The following is a 1460-nucleotide window of genomic DNA, read 5'->3' on the forward strand; positions in this document are numbered from 1 at the left end:
TGTACTGAACCCCTAAATCCGGACTCGGATAGAGGGGTTCTTTTTATGTCTAAATATTCAAAAGGATTTAAAATCAAATTAGTGAATGAATATCTTGATGGAACGACCGGTGGTCGTGATTTAATAGCAGAAAAGTATGGATTTCCATCTTCTACAGTTAGAAATTGGATAGAGATGGATGAAAACCATGGGTTCGAAGGATTTAATAAAAAGCTCAATAAAATAGAATATAGTGGCGAATTTAAGTTGTCTGTCATAAAATATAGGCAAATACATGAATGTTCCTATCGAGAAGCTGCTTAAAAATTCGATTTGCCTAACGGATCGCTGATAGGTAATTGGAATCGAATTTATCAAAAAGAAGGTTTCTCAGGCTTGAACAAAGCGGAAGGCCGAGAAAAAATATGACCGATAAAAGAAAAAAGAAGACTGATCATCACCCTTTAAACGAAAGCGAACGAGAAGAACTCATTCGCTTAAGGGAAGAAAATAGACTCTTAAAAATGAAAGTGCTCTATGAAAAAAAGTTGTCAGCCTTGCTTCTAGAAGAAGAAGCCGAAGCAAGGAAAAGACGCAGATCATTTTAGACTTACTTGAAAAATACCCTCAAACTCAAATAGTTGAATGGCTTAAGATTAGTAGATTACCTAAATCAAGCTTTTATGAGTGGAAGAAAAAGTTCAAGCTAACGATTGATCCGGATGCTCAAATCAAGCAGGAAATGAGAAAGATTGTTAAAGCGTCCAAAGGACGTTACGGATACCGTCGAGTCCGTTTAAAGTTAAGAAAACTGAGGTATATTGTTAATCACAAGAAAGTTTTGCGAATTATGAGAGAAGAAAATGTGCTTGGTAGTAAGTTTAATACTCGAAGCAGAAAATACAGCTCATATAAGGGAACTGTCGGTAAAATCGCAGACAACATCGTTGCTCGTCCATTTAATGTTTCGGCAGCCAATAAATTATGGTGAACTGATGTCACCGAATTTCGTTTACCGGGTCAGGAAAAAAGACGGTATCTTTCACCTATTTTAGATGCGTTTAACGGAGAAATAGTCACTTATAATTTAAGTTATAGACCTGATATCCGCATGACAAATACGAAGTTCGATCAAGCTCTTCAAACAAGAAACATTGAATCTAATTTAATCATTCATTCGGATCAAGGCTTTCACTACCGGCATAAATCATGGATGTCAAAGCTCACAAAAAATGGCGTCACTCAAAGCATGTCTCGAAAAGGAAATTGTTTGGACAATTCTCCGATGGAGAATTTCTTCGGAATTCTTAAACAAGAGATGTTCCATGGTGTCACATTAAACTCTTATGCTCATTTAGAGAAAGAAATTAAAAGTGATATCCGTTGGTATAACGAAGAAAGAAATAAAACAAAATTAAACGGCTTGTCTCCTGTTGAATACAGGCTACAAACCGCTTAATAATTAAATATTAACTTTTTGT

Annotated in this window: 3 protein-coding genes and 1 pseudogene; all 4 read left to right on the top strand. The window is 35.5% G+C overall.

What is annotated here, in order from left to right; all coding sequences use genetic code 11:
* Positions 1–303, top strand: a 303-nt coding sequence (locus tag HF969_RS09785; RefSeq protein ID WP_210727930.1) for a helix-turn-helix domain-containing protein, incomplete at its 5' end; no start/stop codon positions are given.
* 101 nt (positions 304–404) lie between these two features.
* The gene (locus HF969_RS09790; RefSeq protein WP_210727931.1) at positions 405–587 is read left to right on the top strand and encodes a hypothetical protein; all 183 of its coding nucleotides are present in this window, start codon (positions 405–407) and stop codon (positions 585–587) included.
* A 122-nt stretch (positions 588–709) separates the two neighbouring features.
* Positions 710–970, top strand: a complete 261-nt coding sequence (locus HF969_RS10240; RefSeq protein WP_425591401.1) for an IS3 family transposase — start codon at positions 710–712, stop codon at positions 968–970.
* Positions 971–982: 12 nt separating this feature from the next.
* Positions 983–1438 (top strand): annotated as a pseudogene (locus HF969_RS09690) (IS3 family transposase); the annotation flags it as partial.
* Positions 1439–1460 lie beyond the last annotated feature (22 nt).

This window comes from Facklamia miroungae (genome assembly GCF_012396555.1).
GTDB classification, from domain to species: domain Bacteria; phylum Bacillota; class Bacilli; order Lactobacillales; family Aerococcaceae; genus Facklamia; species Facklamia miroungae.